This window comes from Petrotoga sp. 8T1HF07.NaAc.6.1, from assembly GCF_016772115.1.
Classification (GTDB): Bacteria; Thermotogota; Thermotogae; order Petrotogales; family Petrotogaceae; genus Petrotoga; species Petrotoga mobilis.
In genome coordinates, this window is record NZ_AUPG01000003.1 from 138,343 (window position 1) to 156,954 (window position 18,612).

Consider the following 18,612-nt stretch of genomic DNA (forward strand, 5'->3'; position numbering starts at 1 on the left):
AGGTGTTTACCTTGAAAGCTAAGGAAATAATGGAGAGAGATCTAACGTCTTTAATGGAAGATGAGAAAGTAGAGCGTTTTATTACGGTATGTCGTAGGCATAATTTATCTGCGCTTCCCATAGTTACAAGTGATTTTAGACTGGTGGGATATTTAAGCGAAAGTGGTATCATTGACGCCTCACTTCCGGGGTATTTGAAGCTTATGGAAACTACTTCTTTTATACCGGATAGCCATCAATTTTTTAATGGATTAAAAAAAATATTGGATCGTCCAGTATCTGATTTTATGATAAAAAAGCCATTTAAGGTTTACTTTGATGATACGGTTTTACATGTAGCAGATGTAATAATAAAAAATAAATTAAAGGTTCTGCCAGTTGTTGATGACAATGAAAGATTAGTGGGGGTTATTAGAAGAATAGGTTTACTTAGTAGAACATTGACTGGTGAAATAGAATATGAAGCGTAAAGTTTCTTTTATTACTTTTGGATGTAAAATGAACCAAGCTGAAAGTCAAGCGATGGCCGAGAAACTATCTCCTCATTTTGATATTGTATTTGAAGAAAAAATGGGTAAGAGTGATATCTACGTTTTAAACACTTGTGCCGTAACTTCAGAGGCTGAAAGAAAGGTAAGGCAAACAATTAGGAGATTAAAAAAATCAAATGAAAATTCCAAGATTATAGCTACAGGCTGTTATTCTGTATCTGATCCCGAAGAATTAAAAAAAGTAGGCGCCGATTTGGTCTTAGGTAATTTAGAAAAAAAACAAATAGACCGTTTATTGTGTGAAGAAGGTATATACTCAGATAAACATTTTTGGTTCCATAATGAAAAATATGACATATTAGTTCCCAACGAACCGTATGGTGACAGAACACGGATCTTTTTACCTATTGAAGAAGGATGTATTAACTCATGTACATTCTGTAAAATAAGATTCTTGAGAGGATTAAAAATAGTCAGTTTACCAACAGAAGAAGTTATAAAAAGTATAGAAAAATTTATTGAAAAAGGGTATAAAGAAATAGTGCTAACTGGAACAAATTTGGGATATTATGGAATGGACAATTCAGAAACCTTAGAAGAACTATTAAATCAAATCGGGAAGAGTTTTGCTGATAAAGAAATTAGAATAAGAATAACGTCTCTATATCCTGAAATAATTACTGACAATTTGTCTACCATATTGAATTCTTATCCAATATTTGAAAAACACATACACCTTTCGATTCAACATTTTTCTGATAAAATTTTACAATCAATGCATAGAAAATATAATAGAAAAATGATTTATACAGCCATCGAAAACTTAAGAAAATACGACTCAAAGTTTTCTATTACTTGTGATCTCATAGTTGGTTTTCCTGGTGAAGATGAGGAAGATTTAAGAATCCTGTTTGATTCAATTGAAGAACTGAAGCTTTTAAAAGTCCATAGTTTTAGGTACTCATTACGTGAGGGAACTGTAGCAGCTAAGATGCAAAATCAGATACCTGGAAATGAAAAAAAAGACAGACTTTCACAAATGGATAAAATTGCTGATCTCTCAAGAAAAAATTACTTGAATGATATGTTAGGGTCTAGAGTTAAAGTATTAACAGAAAGTAGCTCAAAAAAAGGTCTTTTTGGATACGATGAATATTACATCCCCCATAATGTTCAATTTCATGAGAAAAAAATTGAAAAAGGTGAGTTTTTTAGTACGGTGATATCTTCTTTGTCTAAAGAAAATAAAGGGGTGGTATCGAATGTTCTATAATGGTAAAGAGTGGGTAGAATTTCCATTGGTTAGTGGAGATGATGAAGGGTTCGTGAATGGTTATTCGATTTATGATGTACTTAGAACTTATTCAGGTATTCCTTACAATTTAAAAAGACATTATGATAGATTGAAACGATCTGCTGATTTTATGGCATTTGAAATACCACCTCTTGAAAAGATAAAAATAATTTTAAATCAGGCAAAAAAGATTCATAATTATGAAGAATTCAGATTTAAAATATATGTAACTCCTTTCACTTCTAAATATAAAACATTTTATTGCTTTGTTGAAGAGTTGAAAGAGGATGTAGATTTGATCGAAGAAGGTGTTGTAGTTAATATAGCGAGAGAAAGAAAAACTTCGTCTCCTATTATTCCTTATTATGTAAAAACACCTTTAAATGGTTCAATCAAATACATCCATAAAAAATATGATTATTATTATGATTCCATCGTTTTAAATGAGTTCGGTAATGTAACCGAAGGTACATACTCTAATATTTTTTATGTCAGTGGAGGTGTTTTATTGACGCCTCATATTTCATCGGGGATATTACCAGGGATAACTAGAGAAGATGTCCTTGAGTTAGCAAATGATTTATCTTTAGAAGTTGAAGAGAAAGCAAATGTTCAAGTATGGGAACTTTTATCTGCCGAGGAAGTATTTCTTACCCACACTTCAAGAGGTGTAGTACCTGTTAGAAGAATTTTTCCTGATTTTACTTTTACTGTACCTGGTGTAGTAACGGAAGCTATTCTTGACAATTGGAAAGATTTTATAACAGAAAAAATAGAAGATTGAGAGGAATACTTTACTATTAAGATGGTCTAAAATGGAGAAAAAATTTGAAGGTGTTTTAAAACAACTTTCTAAAAAAAATTTGGTTTACAAAAAAATATATATAATAAAAAGATTAAGAGAAGAATTACCTAAGTATATTCCTGAGAATTTATCAAAAAATGTAACAGTTAAAAATTATCTCTTAAAAGATAAGATAGTGGAAATAGCCTGTGCTGACAATTATGTTAAACAGGAAATACTTTTTAGGGAAAAATTATTATTGAACGCGATAAATTCTATTCTGGAAAATGAAACGATAAATAGAATTAGAATTGTTTCTTGAGAAACGCTTGTGGAGGTGTTTAAATGGTAGAAAAAACTTATTCTGGAAACGATATAAAGGTCTTGAAAGGGTTAGAACCTGTTAGGTTAAGACCTGGAATGTACATAGGATCAACGGGTAAAACAGGGTTAAACCATATGGTTTATGAAATAATCGATAACGCCATAGATGAGCATGTTAACGGGTTTTGTGATACAATTCGAGTTACTTTGAATGAGGATGATTCTATTGAAGTTGAGGATAACGGAAGAGGTATACCTGTAGATATACATCCAACTGAAAATAAAAATACATTGGAGTTAGTTATGACTTCGCTTCATGCTGGTGGAAAGTTTGATAAAAAAGCCTATAAGGTTAGTGGAGGACTTCATGGAGTAGGAGCATCGGTTGTTAACGCTTTGTCCGAATATATGGAGGTAAAGGTTTACAGAGACGGGAAAATATACTATCAAAAGTATGCAAGAGGTGTTCCTCAAACAGATGTAATTATTGTAGGCGAAACAGACAAGAGTGGGACTGTTGTGAAATTTCTCCCTGATAAAGAAATATTCGATGATGGAGATATAACTGTTGAATCACGATTAATAGAGAATAGGTTGAAAGAAATAGCCTTTTTAAATCCTAACTTGAAAGTTATCTTTGAAGATAGAAAAAGAGATTACAAGCAAGAATTTCATTTTCTTGGCGGTTTGAACGAATTTATAAATTACATCTTGAAACGGCGGAAGATGAATTCTATTTCCGAGCCGGTTTACATGTACGGATCATATCAATATAGTAAAGTGGAGTCAGAAATTCAAGTGGAAGCAGCTTTTGTCTATACGGATTCTGAAGAAAGCGAAGTAATCTCTTTTGTGAACAACATTAGGACTATCGATGGCGGGGAACATGAATCTGGATTCAAACAAGCTCTAACAAGATTATCAAATGAATATGCAAGAAAGTACAATGTTTTAAAGGAAAAAGACGAGAATTTTAGTGGAGAAGATGTGAGAGAAGGATTATTAGCCATAATACATATAAAAATGCCCAATCCTGTTTTCGAAGGTCAAACAAAGGGAAGATTGGGATCTAAAGTTGCCAGAGAAGCAGTAAATCAAATAACTACAGAGAAATTATCTTTATATTTTGATGCAAATATAAAAGAAGCAAAAAATATTTTTGAAAGAATGTTTTTAGCATATAAAAAAAGACTTGCTGCTAAAAGAGCCAGAGACAGCATTAAAAGAAAAACAATATTCGAAAATACAACTCTACCAGGCAAATTGGCAGATTGTACATCGAGGGATTTAAACGAATCAGAACTTTTTATAGTTGAAGGAGATTCGGCTGGGGGAAATGCCAAACAAGCTAGGGATAGAATGTACCAGGCGATTTTACCTTTGAGGGGGAAAATTCTAAATGCAGAAAAAACTGATTTTTTAAAACTTTTAAAAAATGAACAAGTTTCGAATATTATCATTGCATTAGGAACTGGTATAGGAGAAGAGTTCAATTTGTCTAAATTGAGATACGGTAAAATCATTATCATGACTGATGCAGATGTTGATGGCGCACATATTAGAACTTTAGTGTTGACGCTTTTTCACAAATACATGCGTTCTTTAATAGAGGAAGGATATGTATACATTGCTCAACCTCCTCTGTATAGATTTGAGATTGGTAAACAACATTTTTATCTTTATTCCGACGAAGAACTTGAAGAGTTGAAGAAAAAATATGGGGATAAAAAATGGAGAATACAAAGATATAAAGGATTAGGAGAAATGAACCCTGACCAATTGAGAGAGACCACTATGGATAGAGACACTAGAAAACTTGTAAAAATAAAGATGGAAGATTTAGAAATGGCAGAAGAGATGATAGAAATACTCATGGGATACGATCCCTCTATTAGAAGAGAGTTTATTGAATCTAATGCTAATAAGGTGAAAGAGCTAGATATCTAGTGCAATGGAAAAAGTTAATCTTAACCTTTTTTTACCTTCTACTTTTAATAATTTGTGTTTACAATCTCCTCCCTTTTTTTGAAACTCAAGAAGAATTTTTTGTTTATAAAGATAAAGTAGAAATTGAGAAAAGTATTTATTACGTAGAAATAAATAATAGATATTTTTATTTTGATATTTATGATAAAATAACATTTGTTAGCGATCATCCCTATCCAAAATTCATCAAAGTAATTTTTTCGAAAGATAAAATAAAAAAAGAAGAAGAACTCAATTTTGTCAAAAGTATTTGTTGTAATACGTCGATTAGAGAAATAAATTTTCCGAATAAAGAAATACTTTGTTATAATAACATTAGAATTGAGTACCTTGAATTACCAGAAATTAAAGATTTTTTGATCACTCTTAGTAATATAGAATTTTTGGGACCTGGGAATTATTTCATTAGTAACCATAGTTTCTTTAAAATCGATGATCGGGGGCTTTAGTATGGCTAAGAATTATTTGATTGGAATAGATATCGGTAGTTTTTTTCTAAAGGGAGTACTTTTTGAAATAGAAGAAGATGGAAGTATTGTGCCAATTTCACTGAGTAAACTTCCAGTGGACGGTATCATTAATGGTGAAATACAAGATATGGAATCACTACGTAGATCAATTGAAACGCTTATAGAAAAGTTGAACCAGGAGTCTCCAAAGAAGATTAAAAATCCAGAAATTATTGTAGGATATTCCACTAACTCTTTGAATATCACAGAAGAGCATTTTACTGTTGAGTTTAGCAAAAGGACAGAAATAAGAGAAGAGGAACTCAGAAACATCAAGAAAAGCATTATCAAAAAATACACAGACGAGGGAAAAATAATTTTAGATTCAAACTTTGTGAAGTTTCATATCGACGAAAAAAAGGTAAAAAATCCAGTTTCTTTTTTTGCTGAAAAATCTTTAACTACAACACTAAACATTGTATGGGTAGATGAAAATTCCTTTTCGCTGTTAATTAACGTCTTAAAAGATATTGTCTATACTTCTGAAATTCCTATATACGATTCAACTTTATCGAATAGTTATATAATTACCACCCCCAACGATAGAAATGTCGGCATCACTGTGATAGACTTTGGGTACAATTCTTGTAGAATAATCATCTTTAAAGATGGAATTCCAAAATTATTCTACACTTTTCCGTATGGAATTAAATATGTATTAAAAGATATCTCCAATATACTCAAGGTTTCTGAAAGAGAGGCACATAGGTTATTGGAAGAGGAAGGGGCATGTTCAAGAGAAACGAAAACAATGAAAAAGGTGAATTTCCAATTATTGACAGGTAGTGGGTATTCTTATGTTCCTCTAAGTCTTTTAAATAAAATTATTTTTGCTCGAGTCAGAGAAATTATAAGCAGGTTAAATGGCGAACTCTCAAAAATAGGTTATGAAAGAACTTTTGAAGTAGGTGCTTTACAGGGAGGAATAGTATTGACCGGGGGAGGCTCGAAAATAAAAAATATTGAAATCACCGTTAAAGAACTGATGGGTGAAAATTTCAGGAAAAGTTCCATAGTATCTTTTGACTCGTTCAAGAACATTCCAGAAGAATTAGCTAAGGATCCGGAATTTCAAACTGTTTTTGGGTTAATAGAAAGGTACAGAATCGATTTGTTAGAAGAAAATCTTTATGAAAAAAACAAAGAGACGCGTTCAGAATCCTCCAAAAGAAATAAATCTTCCAAAAAAACAACATCCACCTTAAAGACTTTTTTTAAGAAAATAACGGGAGGTGAAGAAGAAGATGCCCTTTGAAATGGAAGAAATCAACAAACGAAATAAATTGTTTAGTAGGAAAACGAGTTATAAGATAAAAGTAATAGGCGTTGGAGGAGCAGGGAATAATGCTATTCAAAGAATGATAAAAAAAGGCATTGATGATGTAGAACTGATTGCTGCAAACACGGATGTACAGGTATTAGAAAATAATGACGCACCTACAAAAATTCAATTGGGTAAAGAACTGACAAAAGGTCTAGGTGCCGGTGGAGATCCAGAAATTGGTAAAAAATCAGCTTTAGAAAGTCAGGATGATTTAAAAGAAACTTTGAAAGATACAGATCTTTTATTTATAACCGCGGGTTTAGGGGGAGGTACAGGAACAGGGGCTGTACCTATTATAGCTGATTTAGCTACACAAATGGGTATTTTGACTGTGGCAATAGTTACCTTACCTTTTCACTTTGAAGGATCAACAAAAGAAAGAATAGCTTTGAAAGGGTTTCAAGAAACTAAAAAGTATGTGGATAGTTTAATTAAAATATCAAACGATAAACTTATAGATAACGATGATGATATTCCAATTGACAAAGCCTTTGAGAAAGCTGATGAAATACTTATTCAAGCAATTACTGGTATTTCCGATTTGATAACCAAACCAGGTATGATCAATTTAGATTTTGCAGATGTAGCGTCGGTATTACGCATAAAAGGTTCTGCGATGCTTGGTATTGGACTTGCAAAAGGAGAAAAAAGAGCTGAAGAAGCTATAAAAAATGCATTGAATAGTAAAATTTTAGAGGATCCTGTAAGGAATGCAACAGCTGCTTTAGTAAACATCGCGGGTAAGACTCCAACCACACAAGATGTCAAAATTGTCAATGAAATTTTACGTTCATACGCAATTGATGATGCACGACTAAAAATGGGAATTACAATTATAGATTTGCCTCCTGAAGTTATTAAGGTAACGGTTATAGCATCCGGTTACGACAAATTGCCTGGAGAAGAAAACTATCTAGATCTTTATGAACAACCAGCATTATATAGACAGTTTGGAAAAGGTGTGGTTGCCGAAGAAATATCCAGATTGAACAAGTATTTGCAAGATCATGTAGAAGAAATTCCAGGAGAAGAAGTCCAACAACAATAACAATAATAATGAAAAAGAAACCCTCTAATTTCTACCTCTTGTATAATAAAGACCTAAAGAATTATGAAGTAGAAGAAAATATTTTAGACAACTTTTTGAAAAAATATGACGATGAAAATATTACAGATTTTCATTTTGAACCTCATGACGAAAAGGTAGGCGTTAAAGCCAGATACTGTGGAGATTTAATAACTTTAGAAACTATGGGGGCATATGAATACGAAGTAGTGCTAAACAAATTGCTTATCAATTGTGGGTACGATATAGTAAAAGATTTTGAAAATATTGATGGTTCTTTTCGTTTCCAGAACATCAATTATAGAGCTTCCTTTGTTAGATCTTCTGGAGGAATAAGTTGTGTCTTAAGAAAATTGAGAAACATAAACGACATAAAAGTTTTCATGGAACCAATGATTCTTTCTAACGTCGAAAAATTAATTGATCAAAAATCAAAAATGCTTATTTTTTCTGGTCCTACAGGGTCTGGCAAAACTACAACGATGCAGTACATAGTTAATAAGTTCAAAAAAAGGAGAAAAGTTCATAGCATAGAAAATCCAGTAGAGTATATTAATCCAGGTATAATTCAAATAGTATCAAAAAACGAGGAAGACAAAGCAGATATTTTAAAATATATATTGAGACAAGATCCTGATTTAATAGTTGTGGGCGAAATTAGGGAGGAAAATTTTGCAAAATTGTTATTTGAATCTTCGATAACAGGTCATTTGGTATTTTCCACGTTACACGCTAAGAATGTTTTTTTAGTGCTTCAAAGGTTGAAGATGTTTGGAATAGAAGTAAGAAATCTCTCTGAAAGCTTAGATCTCATCCTTAATCAAAGATTAATCCCTAAAAACTGTCCTTTTTGCCAAGGAAATGGATGTGAACACTGTTATAATACAGGGAAAAAAGGTTTTATAACTGTTTTTGAAGGTTTGATAATTTCAAAAAATTTGAAAAGAGACATATCACAAGGTAAGAGTATTAATTTTGTAAGTGAAAAATACAAAGATTCTGATTGTTATATAGATCCGTTGCCCACACTTCGGGAATTTTTTAATAAAGGGGTAATCAATGAAGATCAGTATTTAAGTAACTTATCTTCCTTCTAAATAATATTGAAAATAGTGAGATGAATTCATGCAATATTTTTCAAAAAGCCCGGAAGAATGGCAAAAGTATGATGAAGAAAGGAAAAAAGAAAGAGAAAGAAGAGAACAATCTAAAAAAAGAATAATTAGATGGACATTTTACATCGTTATATTTTTGTCCATGTTAGTGTTCATATTTATTATTATGGGGCGTAGAGGTTCAAGATTTGATTTACCTTACAATGTAGTTATAAAAGGGATTCATATCAATTTAGAATCAAAAGAAGAATATTACTATCCAGATAATTTAGATATAAAAGTTACTATACAAAATACCAACAACAATGATTCTCATGTAGAAATTAATAACTTTTCATTTTTGATAGTAAATCAGGAAAGTTCTGAGGTTGAATACAGTTATGTGTTCTCACAACCTGTAGAAGCTGATATCTCACCGTATAAAACAATTTTAGTTTTTGACCTGTTAAGAGAAAAGGAGATTTCAGATTTAGAAAAAGGAACCTATGAAGCCCGAGTGTCCTTTATCTTAAATGACGAAAGTGTAAATCTTGTTAAAACCTTTGAATACAATAAAGGATTGATTATAGATGTTTCTGCTAAAGAGATGTTTTACTTAACTACGGAATTCCCTTCTATTAGCATATTAGCAATAAATGGGACCAATGAAACCTTTAACAAAGAATTATTTGGAACGCTAACAATAAAACAAAAAGAAAAGGTTATCCATTCACAGAAATTTTCCTTTGGAACATTAAATTTGAATCCTCTGTCTTCGATACCTTTAGATTTTGAAATCAATAAAAATTTCGATCCAGGAAATTATTATTTATTATTCGACTTTGATTCTTTTGAGCAAACTTATGTAACCACTTTGAATATAGTTAATCAAATAGATAGAAATTACAACGATATTTCCCTTTTAGTTTATGTTATTTCGGCGGCCTCAAGAGGAGATCAGCTTTATTTTGAAGGTTTACTAAGAAATTCTAATGAAGAACCAAAAGCCTTTGAAATTTCACAAGTGATCTTTAGGTTATTCTATGAAGGACAGCTAATTTATAATTACGAGAATAACGATTTATCTCGAGTATATATAACAGAATTGGGAACGGCTAAGGTATTTGATTTATCAAACGTTAAGACTATAAATTTAGATAGATCAGGAGAGTATGAAATTCAATTCAGTGTTAATATAGGGGATAAAACATTTTCAAAGAAACATAGATTTGAGGTTTATTAAGTTCACCTAACTCCTTTATCCTAATAGAGGAAAATTAAAACAAATGAGGTTGAAATAATGTACGGATACATATCTATATATTTTACTCCAACAGAAGAAGAGAGGAAAAATTATCTATATTACTATTGTGGATTATGTCACTCTTTAAAGGAGAATTTAGGTGAGTTCTATAGACTCACGACAGTAAAAGAAGTGGTTTTCTTTTCCATGTTGAACAACCCTGTTGAGAATATAAACGAATTCAGATGTCCATATGTAGGATTAAAAAAACGATTTAAACCTGAAAATAATTCTTTTATGACACCTTATGCGTATCTCAATTTGCTTATAATCTATGGAAAACTTTTAGATTACAATTTAGAAGGGAAACCAGTTCCAAAGAAAATTTTGAAAAAGTTGGAAATGAAGTTACTTGAACAGTTTGATCCCATAACTATCAATGAATACAAACATCTATTAAAAATGCAACAAAGGGTAGAAGAACAAAATTTAGATTTGGATGATTATGCCAAACCATCTCAAGGAATTATGGAGATGTTATTCGATGAATTTTTCCCTCAAGGATATCCAGCAACCATGCCTGTTGTGACAGCTTATTTGCTATATTTGGTAGATAGTGTGTACGATTTTAACAAAGATATAAAAAAAAGAAATTTTAACTCTATAGCAAACTCTTTTGGGGTAAAAAAATTAGATGAATTAACTCAAGATCAAAAAGAAAGAATTTTATTTACTTACGATTTATGTTCAAAAGAGTTCTTAGAAAATGTTGAAGAAGTCGCAAATTTTAACAAGCATTTAGTAAAAAAGCTAGCGACTTTTTCTTTAATATATCACAGAAATTCTGTCACAAAAATTTTAGATGGAGGAGAAATTGATGAAAGAGCAACAAACCATTCTAGAGCAAATAAAAAAGGGAGAGTTCAAAAACCTATTTTTAAAATATAAGGAAGATGAAAAGTTTAGAGAAAAAATGGATACTTTTAGAGCTGGTTACTATAGCTATGGAAGAAGTGGATGTGGTAATTGTTTAGAATGTTTAGGAGCCACTGTCTGTTTAGATACCCTTTGTGAATGTGGTGGCGGAGATCTTTGTAATTGGTTTTAAAAATTTATGAATTTAGTTATAAAAAATCCCCTTATAAAGACAGCTTTTTTGGTTATCCTTTTTTTCTTGCTATTCCTTATGTCAAGATATTTGAGAATTGCTCCCACTGTTGTTAGTTTAATTCTTCCTCTGGGAGTTTTCTTTTTAGAAAAAAGATATGCATTTATTTTCAGTATTTCAATTTTCTTTTTAATATTTATTAGTGGCTTTGTTGTTGAAGCGATTGGGGTTTTTTTGCTCTTTTTTGTTCCAATTCTAACTTTTATTGTTGTAGAAAAAAGGTTGTTAAAGCATTTATTCATTACCTCTCTTTCAATCCTTTCTTTTTATCTTATGTATACTTTCTTTGGGGAGCTCCTTCCTGATTTTGTAACTATGGGAAAAGGTTTATTCATAATAATACTTCTTTATTTATTTTTTACTAATGTTTATGGCTACTTATTAAAAAGATTGAAATATGAGATTTCTTCGTTACTGGATAATTTTTTTCAAAAAGAAAATTATTAATAGAGTACATTAAAAAATATAAAAGGAGTTGTTTCTATGTATCCAGAATACATAACTAAATTAGAAAAAGTAAAAGGAATTTCACAAGAAGAGCTAAAAGAACTTCAACCTGTTGAGGAAAAGTATAAATTCAGAGCTAATGAATATTACTTGGGCTTAATCAACTGGAAAGACAAAAATGATCCTATAAGAAAGATCATAATTCCAAGTGTTGAAGAATTAGAAGAGTGGGGATTAGAAGACGCCTCAAAAGAACATTCATATACAATAAGTAAAGGTCTACAACACAAGTATAGGGATACCGCTTTACTATTAGTAAATGATGTATGTGGAAGTTTCTGTAGATTTTGTTTTAGAAAAAGATTGTTCAAGAGCATAGGTAAAGAAGTTGTTAGAACCCGTGAAATTGATCAAGATCTTGATTATATCCGAAAACACGAAGAAATCACAAATGTTCTCCTGACTGGTGGAGATCCTTTACTTCTTTCAACAAATAAACTTAAATCAATTATAGAATCTATTTGTGAAATAGATCATGTAAAAATTATTCGAGTAGGTACAAAAACTCCAGCCTTTAACCCTTTTAGAATAATATCGGATGATACTCTACCGAGTTTAATTAAAGAAATTTCCAATAGTGGTAAAAAATTATATTTTATCGTTCACTTTAATCATCCCAAAGAATTAACCACTTTTTCTATGCAGGGAATAAATATACTCCAAAATGCTGGAGCCATAATGGCAAATCAAACTCCTCTTTTGCACGGTATTAACGATAATCCTAAAACATTATCAACATTATTTAAAAAGCTATCCTTTAACGGTATTCCTCCTTATTATGTATTTCATAATAGGCCTGTAATGGGAAACAAAGGTTTTAGTATTCCTTTAGAAAAAGCTTATTCAATATTCCTAGAATCCTTAGAAGATATTTCAGGTTTGGCCAAAAGACCAAGATTTGTAATGTCACATGAATCCGGTAAAATAGAGGTTACCGCATTGACAAGTAAAAATATTATCTTTCGTTATCATAGAGCGCACAATCCTGATAACTATGGTAAATTTTTTGTATTCAAAAGAGATCCACAAGCCTATTGGTTTGATGATTACAAAGAATTAGTGGAAGTATATAATTACAAAAGTTTTCAAAATATATAGGCAACTTTTCGTTTCTTGAAGAAGTAAAATTCCCAGATAGTTATTTAAAAAAGGAGAAGATTAGATATGTTCAATTGTATAACTGACGTTCCGGGGATAAAAGTAGGACACTACACTGATTATAAATCCTTAACAGGTTGTACGGTAATTCTAGCCGAAAATGGGGCGGTAGGTGGGGTTGATGTCAAAGGTTCAGCCCCAGGTACAAGAGAAACTGACTTACTAAAACCGGGGAATCTTGTTCAAATGGTACACGCTGTCTTATTAACCGGGGGAAGTGCTTTTGGCTTAGATGCAGCAAGTGGGGTCATGCAATTTTTAGAGGAAAATAGTATAGGTTTTCAAACAAGTACCGTGAAAGTCCCCATAGTACCTGCTGCAGTTATTTACGATTTGGATATAGGAGACCCAAACGTTAGGCCAGATAAAAGATCTGGTTATATTGCAGCAAATTTAGCAACATCAAATTGCGTTGAAGAAGGATGCGTTGGTGTAGGAACCGGGGCACTCGTTGGTAAGGCGGCAGGCGTTAATAGTGCTATGAAAGGTGGGGTAGGAAGTTACTCCATTGAATTAGGTAACGGGATAATAGTCGGGGCGATAACGGTTGTGAACGCTACAGGAGATGTTTACGAAGAAGGGGAAATAATAGCCGGAGCTATTGATAAAAACAATAAATTTTTGAATATATCTGAATATATGAAAAAATCGAGTTTTAAAGCTAATCCGGGTGAAAATACAACTCTATCTGTCGTAGCTACAAATGCAAAATTGTCCAAAGAGGAAGCAAACAAAGTGGCTCAAATGAGCCACGACGGAATGGCAAGAGCAATAAGACCTGTTCACACCATGTACGATGGAGATGCTATTTTTTGCTTGTCTACGGGTGATTTACCAAGTGACGTTACTTTAATTGGTGAAGTGGCAGCAGAAGTGGTAGAAATATCCATTATAAGAGCTATCAAATCGGCAAGAAAAGTTGGTAATATTCTCAGTTACAAAGATTTGAATCCTAGTAAAAGATAATTCCCACTATTCCTGTCATAATTATTATAAAAATCGGATTTAATTTTGTGAAAAACAGGAGCATCAAAACCCCAATAAATATGAGAAAACTCGCCAAATTTACGATATTAGTGATTCCAATTGTATACGCTGAACCAAGTATCAACCCGATAACAGCAGGTTTTAAAAATTTAAGAATATTTTGTTGAGTATCGCCATTTCCATTCTTAAAATATCTGCCTACCAGTAATCCTATAATTAACGAAGGTAATATAACAGCAGTTGTTGCGACCAAAGAACCAACTATCCCAAAAACCCTATACCCAACAAAAGTAGCACTATTTACTGCTATTGGGCCCGGAGTAACCTCTGATATAGCTATTAAATCGAGAAATTCTTGAAGCGGGATCCAACCTCTTCTTTCCAATTGTGTTTGAATTAGTGGAATCATAGCGTAACCACCGCCAAATCCAAATAACCCAATTTCAAAAAAAGAAAAGAACAGGCCAAATAAAGTTCTCATGACTTTTTTCTCCCTTGTGGCATAGAGTAAAGGCTCCCTAAAATGAAGGCGATAACAATTATATAAATAGGATTAATTTTAAATATTCCAATTGCAACAAAAGCCCCTGCAGTTAATAAAACTAAAACGATGGACCATTTAACTGATTTTGATAAACTTATCCCCGCGTATACAATAAGTGCCGCTATAGCAGGTCTTATTCCTTCAAAGGCACTTTGTAAAACGCTGAGTCCCGCTGTTTTCGTAAGGGTAAAAGCTATCGCCAATATTATTATAAAAGAAGGTAAAGAAACCCCTATTACTGACATAACCGCTCCTAATACTCCCTTTATATCGTATCCTACTAAAATAGAAAGATTGATAGCTACAGCTCCAGGTATAGTTTGAGTTAAAGAAACCTTGTCTGTAAACTTATCCTTTTCCACCCACTTTTTATTTTCTACGACTTCTTTCTCTATCAAAGGAATCATTGCGTACCCACCACCAAAAGTGAAGAGCCCTATTTTAAAAAACGTAATGAACATTTTTAACAATATTTTTGATTTGTCTTTTTCATCCATTTTTATTATTCTCCCCTACAATTTCAATTCAGTAAAGAATCTAAAATGATCAGCTCTTATCAAACTTTCCCTGAATTCTACCAATCTATTTTCTGAATCATATGTGTATCTTGTGGTTTGAAAAAGGGGAATATTTTCTTCAATTTCTAGCAGTTCTTGGGCTTCTAGTGAAGGAAGAACTGGTTCAAGATATTCTTTTGCATTGACACATCTTATTCCTTCTCTGGCAAGTAAATCATACAGAGGTTTTGTTTTCAGATTTTCATTATCCACTTTTTTTAAAAATTCGACAGGGATGTAAGAGCTTTCCAATATTAAAGGAATTTCACCAACTAATCTCAACCTTGTAATCTCCCATAATTCTAGGTTTTCAAATTCATCAACATCTTCCAAGCCAGAGACGTTTTTTACCGATATTAGTTTAGTATTAGAATTTTCAACCTTGCTAGCTATACTTTTTCCAAAACTGTAAAACTTTAAAAGACTTTGCTCCCATAAAAGAGTTTGAACTTTATACCCTCTTCCTTGGTAACTTTTAATTGTTCCTTGCTGTTTCAATAAACTTAAAACTTTTCTTATCGTAGTTCTTGTTACATGAAATTCCTCGGCTAACTCATTTTCTGACGGAAGAAATGAGTTCATTGGATATTCCCCTTCATATATTCTTGAAACTATTTTGTCAGCAATCCTTTGATAGATTGGCGTCTTATAATCGGCCATTTTAGTTACCTTCCTTCGATTAAGATATACAAATATGTCTACTCACACTTGTATACACAAATTATAACAAATTAAAGAAATTATATCAAGAATTCTCAGAGTAATCTGAAAATATGAATGATTTTCTAAGCAAATTGATTGTAGTGAGATAATATTAGCAAAAATTCGAATGCTATTGTTAATCAATATATTAAAAAAACATTGATTGCCGTAAGTGTGGAAGCCACACAAAAATTCAAAAGATAAAAATAAGATAAGTTATCAGCGACTTTTTTATAGAAAGACATTCTGACTAGTGGTTTTATGGAGATTTAAAGAGGTTCAAATGCAAAATATGTTTTGAAAAAGATGAGAATTGAAAACGACCATAATCCTATTGAAACATCAATCGCAGAAATATTTTCACTTGGTATATAAATGAGCAACATTGGTAGCTGCAAATGATTCCGGTTTTATTTTATAATCATATCCCAGACCCTTCACATAGCCAGTGACAACATTAAAGACCTCTTTTGATCTACCGTTTAAACCTATATCAAGGTGTATTTCTGGCTTTATTAAATTTAAGTGATTTTCGATAAATTCTGCGGTGTTTAAACTAAATTCTGCTTCTCTTATCAATCTTGAGTACATATCATATGATCTACGTTCGTGAGTGACATAATAAAAATAAGTAGCCCCATTGCCTACTTTGTAAATTACTATAGCGGTAGCAAACGTTACCACTCCGTCTCTTGCATGGCTATCTGTTCCCACCCAAACTTTGTAACTTTTGTTTTCTAAAAATAATTCAATGAAATTAGTCAAATCTTTGAATTCTATAGTGCCTATAGTTGGATTTTTTAACTTGAAAACGTTACCCCCTTTTTTCAAAATAAGTTTTTTTCAATTATACACCAAAATGCAACGATTTTTATTAAAAACTTTTAAGATTAATTAAGAATGATACTAAAATTCGAATTAAAATTTTGATATAATACACTAAAACATGTGAATAAGATGAGGGATTATAGGTTGATTAGAGCGTTTTTTTGGCTTTTGTTAGCCACATTAATATGGGGTACTACTTTTCCGATTCACAAGGTGGTGTTGACGGATCTTCAAACCTTGCCTTATTTGTTTATCAGGTTTGGTATTGCTGCCGTTTTGTCTTTTCTTATTTGGAAAAAACATTCTTTCAAGTACGGGGCAACCTTAGGAATAATTTTAGGACTAGCACATGCCTCGCAAACTTATGGAATTAATTTTACAGATGCTTCCAAAAGTAGTTTTATTACCTCTTTATATATTCCACTCACTCCCATAATTTCTTATCTAATTGAAAAAGAGAAACCCAACTTTATTCAGTGGGTATGTTTTCCTTTGTCTTTGTTAGGTTCTTACATGCTTTTTGGAGGTATTTCGGGATTTAATTTTGGAGATTTCTTAACGTTTTTGAGTGCTGTTTTGTTTGCCGTTCATATTGTTTTAATAACAAAATTTTCAAAAGTTGTTGATGAAACTTCGCTTTTAGCTTATCAGTTTCTATTTGCTGCTATAATCAATTTGTCAATGTCATTCAATTCTAACTGGAAGTTAGGTGTTCCGATTTGGTTAACAGTTATATATACAGCGATCGCTGCAACCATAGTAGTGAATTTTTTGCAAGTTAAATATCAAAAGGTAATTGGTTCTAATTCCACCGTTCTTATATTCATTGGAGAACCCATATTTGCTTCATTATTTTCATTTATTTTTTTGGGAGAGAGATTTTCTGGATTGCAGATAGCCGGGGCTTCAATTATGATTGGAGTAATAATTTTAACTACTTTTTCGTACAGGGTTAATAAATATTTGAAAAAGAAATTAGATTTAAAAGAGCTTTGAGAAAGAGGAGGAGTTTTAGTGAAATACATAGACATCAGAAGTGATACCGTTACGCAACCTACTCAAGAGATGAGAGAAGCCATGTTTAAGGCAGAAGTTGGTGATGATGTATACGATGAAGACCCAACAATGAAAAAATTAGAAAAATACGCTGCAGAAGTAGTAGGAAAGGAAGATGCACTTTTTGTTCCTAGTGGAACGTTTGGTAACCAACTTTCCATCTTTACACATTGTGAAAGAGGAAATGAAGTTATCCTTGATGATAGTTGCCATATCGTTGTTCACGAAGTCGGTGCGGCTTCAGTAATAGCTAGCGTACAATTGAGAACTATAAATAGTGATAAGGGGGTTATGTCGCCTAAAAGTATTAAAAAAAGGATAAGAAAGGGAGAAGAGGATCTTCATTTCCCATCTACAGGTTTGATATGTCTAGAGAATGCTCATTCCAATGGAACGGTTGTGCCGCTTGAAAATATGAAAGAAATATCTGAAATAGCTCACGAGAATGAGATCCCCGTTCATTTGGATGGAGCTAGAGTATTCAACGCTGCAACCTACTTGAATGTTGATCCTACGGAGATAACTCAATACTGTGATTCAGTCATGTTTTGCCTTTCAAAGGGTTTATGTGCACCTGTAGGTTCTATTGTGGCTGGGAGTAAAGATTTCATTCAAAAAGCCAAAAAGAAACGCAAACTGATGGGTGGAGGTTTAAGGCAAGCGGGATTTCTAGCTGCAGCAGGGTTAATAGCCCTTGAAAAGATGAGATTCAGACTAAAAGAAGATCATGAAAACGCCAGATATCTGGGAGAAAGGCTGAGCGAGATCCCTGAAATTTCTTTGAACTTAGACGATATTCATATAAATATGGTTTTTTTCACAATAAACGAAGATATAAATTTTAGGGAAATGGTATCATTTTTTTTAGAAAAAGGTATCAAAATAAATCCCCCAGAAAATGGGGAATTCAGATTTGTAACTAATTATTGGGTAAGCAAGAAAGATGTGGATTATATTGTTGAAACAATGAAAGAATATTTAAAGAAGTGA

At 32.1% G+C, this 18,612-nt stretch carries 20 protein-coding genes; 16 read left to right on the forward strand and 4 right to left on the reverse strand.

Going from position 1 to position 18,612, the window contains the following annotated elements:
- Window positions 1-2: 2 nt before the first annotated feature.
- From NAAC61_RS03310 to NAAC61_RS03375, 14 genes are all read left to right on the forward strand, one after another.
- Entirely contained in the window at window positions 3-470 is a 468-nt protein-coding gene (locus NAAC61_RS03310) for a CBS domain-containing protein (protein WP_443146878.1), read from the forward strand.
- Window positions 460-1,764, forward strand: a complete 1,305-nt coding sequence (mtaB, locus tag NAAC61_RS03315; RefSeq protein WP_202695284.1) for a tRNA (N(6)-L-threonylcarbamoyladenosine(37)-C(2))-methylthiotransferase MtaB — start codon at window positions 460-462, stop codon at window positions 1,762-1,764. Before NAAC61_RS03310 ends, mtaB begins: the two co-directional genes overlap by 11 nt.
- Window positions 1,754-2,569, forward strand: a complete 816-nt coding sequence (locus NAAC61_RS03320; protein ID WP_012208033.1) for an aminotransferase class IV — start codon at window positions 1,754-1,756, stop codon at window positions 2,567-2,569. Before mtaB ends, NAAC61_RS03320 begins: the two co-directional genes overlap by 11 nt.
- A gap of 31 nt (window positions 2,570-2,600) precedes the next feature.
- Complete coding sequence (locus tag NAAC61_RS03325; protein ID WP_202695285.1) at window positions 2,601-2,891, forward strand: DciA family protein; 291 nt, start codon at window positions 2,601-2,603, stop codon at window positions 2,889-2,891.
- 23 nt (window positions 2,892-2,914) lie between these two features.
- Entirely contained in the window at window positions 2,915-4,840 is a 1,926-nt protein-coding gene (locus NAAC61_RS03330) for a DNA gyrase/topoisomerase IV subunit B (RefSeq protein WP_012208031.1), read from the forward strand.
- Window positions 4,840-5,328: a hypothetical protein gene (locus NAAC61_RS03335; RefSeq protein ID WP_012208030.1), complete on the forward strand. Its 489-nt coding sequence runs from the start codon at window positions 4,840-4,842 to the stop codon at window positions 5,326-5,328. Before NAAC61_RS03330 ends, NAAC61_RS03335 begins: the two co-directional genes overlap by 1 nt.
- Before the next feature lies 1 nt (window position 5,329).
- Window positions 5,330-6,643 carry a cell division protein FtsA gene (locus NAAC61_RS03340; RefSeq protein ID WP_012208029.1) on the forward strand — a complete coding sequence of 438 codons (1,314 nt, stop codon included), beginning with the start codon at window positions 5,330-5,332 and terminating at the stop codon, window positions 6,641-6,643.
- On the forward strand, window positions 6,633-7,760 hold the full coding sequence (gene ftsZ / locus NAAC61_RS03345; protein ID WP_012208028.1) for a cell division protein FtsZ: 1,128 nt from the start codon (window positions 6,633-6,635) through the stop codon (window positions 7,758-7,760). Before NAAC61_RS03340 ends, ftsZ begins: the two co-directional genes overlap by 11 nt.
- An 8-nt stretch (window positions 7,761-7,768) precedes the next feature.
- Window positions 7,769-8,875, forward strand: coding sequence for a GspE/PulE family protein (locus tag NAAC61_RS03350; RefSeq protein WP_012208027.1), 1,107 nt, complete (start codon window positions 7,769-7,771; stop codon window positions 8,873-8,875).
- 28 nt (window positions 8,876-8,903) lie between these two features.
- Complete coding sequence (locus tag NAAC61_RS03355) at window positions 8,904-10,115, forward strand: hypothetical protein (protein WP_103065363.1); 1,212 nt, start codon at window positions 8,904-8,906, stop codon at window positions 10,113-10,115.
- A 57-nt stretch (window positions 10,116-10,172) separates the two neighbouring features.
- Window positions 10,173-11,063 (forward strand): DUF5685 family protein, encoded by an 891-nt coding sequence (locus NAAC61_RS03360; protein WP_103065362.1) that lies wholly within the window; start codon window positions 10,173-10,175, stop codon window positions 11,061-11,063.
- Window positions 10,993-11,223, forward strand: a complete 231-nt coding sequence (locus tag NAAC61_RS03365; protein ID WP_041533992.1) for a hypothetical protein — start codon at window positions 10,993-10,995, stop codon at window positions 11,221-11,223. Before NAAC61_RS03360 ends, NAAC61_RS03365 begins: the two co-directional genes overlap by 71 nt.
- 543 nt (window positions 11,224-11,766) lie before the next feature.
- Window positions 11,767-12,888 carry a KamA family radical SAM protein gene (locus tag NAAC61_RS03370; RefSeq protein ID WP_103065360.1) on the forward strand — a complete coding sequence of 374 codons (1,122 nt, stop codon included), beginning with the start codon at window positions 11,767-11,769 and terminating at the stop codon, window positions 12,886-12,888.
- 66 nt (window positions 12,889-12,954) lie between these two features.
- Complete coding sequence (locus tag NAAC61_RS03375; protein ID WP_103065359.1) at window positions 12,955-13,914, forward strand: P1 family peptidase; 960 nt, start codon at window positions 12,955-12,957, stop codon at window positions 13,912-13,914.
- Here NAAC61_RS03375 and NAAC61_RS03380 read toward each other — a convergent pair.
- The 4 genes from NAAC61_RS03380 to NAAC61_RS03395 form a co-directional block, all read right to left on the reverse strand.
- Window positions 13,901-14,416: a chromate transporter gene (locus NAAC61_RS03380; protein ID WP_103065358.1), complete on the reverse strand. Its 516-nt coding sequence runs from the start codon at window positions 14,414-14,416 to the stop codon at window positions 13,901-13,903. The two genes, NAAC61_RS03375 and NAAC61_RS03380, sit on opposite strands and share 14 nt — an antisense overlap.
- Entirely contained in the window at window positions 14,413-14,976 is a 564-nt protein-coding gene (locus NAAC61_RS03385) for a chromate transporter (protein ID WP_103065357.1), read from the reverse strand. Before NAAC61_RS03385 ends, NAAC61_RS03380 begins: the two co-directional genes overlap by 4 nt.
- A 15-nt stretch (window positions 14,977-14,991) precedes the next feature.
- Window positions 14,992-15,696, reverse strand: coding sequence for a GntR family transcriptional regulator (locus NAAC61_RS03390; protein WP_103065356.1), 705 nt, complete (start codon window positions 15,694-15,696; stop codon window positions 14,992-14,994).
- Window positions 15,697-16,098: 402 nt separating this feature from the next.
- On the reverse strand, window positions 16,099-16,569 hold the full coding sequence (locus NAAC61_RS03395) for a ribonuclease H-like YkuK family protein (RefSeq protein ID WP_103065355.1): 471 nt from the start codon (window positions 16,567-16,569) through the stop codon (window positions 16,099-16,101).
- A gap of 141 nt (window positions 16,570-16,710) precedes the next feature.
- Between NAAC61_RS03395 and NAAC61_RS03400 the strand changes: the two genes are divergently transcribed.
- The gene (locus NAAC61_RS03400; RefSeq protein ID WP_233186692.1) at window positions 16,711-17,562 is read left to right on the forward strand and encodes a DMT family transporter; all 852 of its coding nucleotides are present in this window, start codon (window positions 16,711-16,713) and stop codon (window positions 17,560-17,562) included.
- Between the two features lie 18 nt (window positions 17,563-17,580).
- Window positions 17,581-18,612 carry a low-specificity L-threonine aldolase gene (gene ltaE / locus NAAC61_RS03405; RefSeq protein WP_121959328.1) on the forward strand — a complete coding sequence of 344 codons (1,032 nt, stop codon included), beginning with the start codon at window positions 17,581-17,583 and terminating at the stop codon, window positions 18,610-18,612.